The following is a 1,582-nucleotide window of genomic DNA, read 5'->3' on the forward strand; positions in this document are numbered from 1 at the left end:
ACTCTCACATGGGGAAACCCCACACTACCATCGGCGATGCATCGTTTCACTGCTGAGTTCGGGATGGGATCAGGTGGTTCCAATGCTCTATGGTCGTCAAGAAATTCGGGTACCGAATCGTGGCCTGAGGCCGCGCTTCAGCAAATCGGGTATGTGATCGATATTCGGTGTTTTGTGAGCCGCAAACTTTCGGTTCGTTTCGTCTTCATACACCGCAATCTGGTCTCTTTCGCCCTCAGGCTCAAAGCAGCAGATTGCTTGGGTGTTATATGGTCAAGCCTCACGGGCAATTAGTACAGGTTAGCTCAACGCCTCACAGCGCTTACACACCCTGCCTATCAACGTCGTAGTCTTCGACGGCCCTTCAGGGAACTCAAGGTTCCAGTGAGATCTCATCTTGAGGCAAGTTTCCCGCTTAGATGCTTTCAGCGGTTATCTTTTCCGAACATAGCTACCCGGCAATGCCACTGGCGTGACAACCGGAACACCAGAGGTTCGTCCACTCCGGTCCTCTCGTACTAGGAGCAGCCCCTCTCAAATCTCAAACGTCCACGGCAGATAGGGACCGAACTGTCTCACGACGTTCTAAACCCAGCTCGCGTACCACTTTAAATGGCGAACAGCCATACCCTTGGGACCGGCTTCAGCCCCAGGATGTGATGAGCCGACATCGAGGTGCCAAACACCGCCGTCGATATGAACTCTTGGGCGGTATCAGCCTGTTATCCCCGGAGTACCTTTTATCCGTTGAGCGATGGCCCTTCCATACAGAACCACCGGATCACTAAGACCTACTTTCGTACCTGCTCGACGTGTCTGTCTCGCAGTCAAGCGCGCTTTTGCCTTTATACTCTACGACCGATTTCCGACCGGTCTGAGCGCACCTTCGTACTCCTCCGTTACTCTTTAGGAGGAGACCGCCCCAGTCAAACTACCCACCATACACTGTCCTCGATCCGGATAACGGACCTGAGTTAGAACCTCAAAGTTGCCAGGGTGGTATTTCAAGGATGGCTCCACGCGAACTGGCGTCCACGCTTCAAAGCCTCCCACCTATCCTACACAAGCAAATTCAAAGTCCAGTGCAAAGCTATAGTAAAGGTTCACGGGGTCTTTCCGTCTAGCCGCGGATACACTGCATCTTCACAGCGATTTCAATTTCACTGAGTCTCGGGTGGAGACAGCGCCGCCATCGTTACGCCATTCGTGCAGGTCGGAACTTACCCGACAAGGAATTTCGCTACCTTAGGACCGTTATAGTTACGGCCGCCGTTTACCGGGGCTTCGATCAAGAGCTTCGCGTTAGCTAACCCCATCAATTAACCTTCCGGCACCGGGCAGGCGTCACACCCTATACGTCCACTTTCGTGTTTGCAGAGTGCTGTGTTTTTAATAAACAGTCGCAGCGGCCTGGTATCTTCGACCGGCATGAGCTTACGGAGCAAGTCCTTCACCCTCACCGGCGCACCTTCTCCCGAAGTTACGGTGCCATTTTGCCTAGTTCCTTCACCCGAGTTCTCTCAAGCGCCTTGGTATTCTCTACCCAACCACCTGTGTCGGTTTGGGGTACGGTTCCTGGTTA

At 53.4% G+C, this 1,582-nt stretch carries 1 rRNA gene and 1 other annotated feature (1 of these 2 cut by a window edge); the gene reads right to left on the reverse strand.

The annotated features are described in order from the left end of the window. Positions 1 to 101 (reverse strand): 5S ribosomal RNA (gene rrf / locus HX881_RS07745); the annotation flags it as partial. Positions 102 to 269: 168 nt separating this feature from the next. Further along, positions 270 to 1,582 (reverse strand) — a sequence feature (mutual gap in cmsearch alignment for this rRNA model is longer than 100); it runs 1,546 nt beyond the window's last position.

Source organism: Pseudomonas gingeri (genome assembly GCF_013386115.1).
GTDB classification, from domain to species: domain Bacteria; phylum Pseudomonadota; class Gammaproteobacteria; order Pseudomonadales; family Pseudomonadaceae; genus Aquipseudomonas; species Aquipseudomonas gingeri.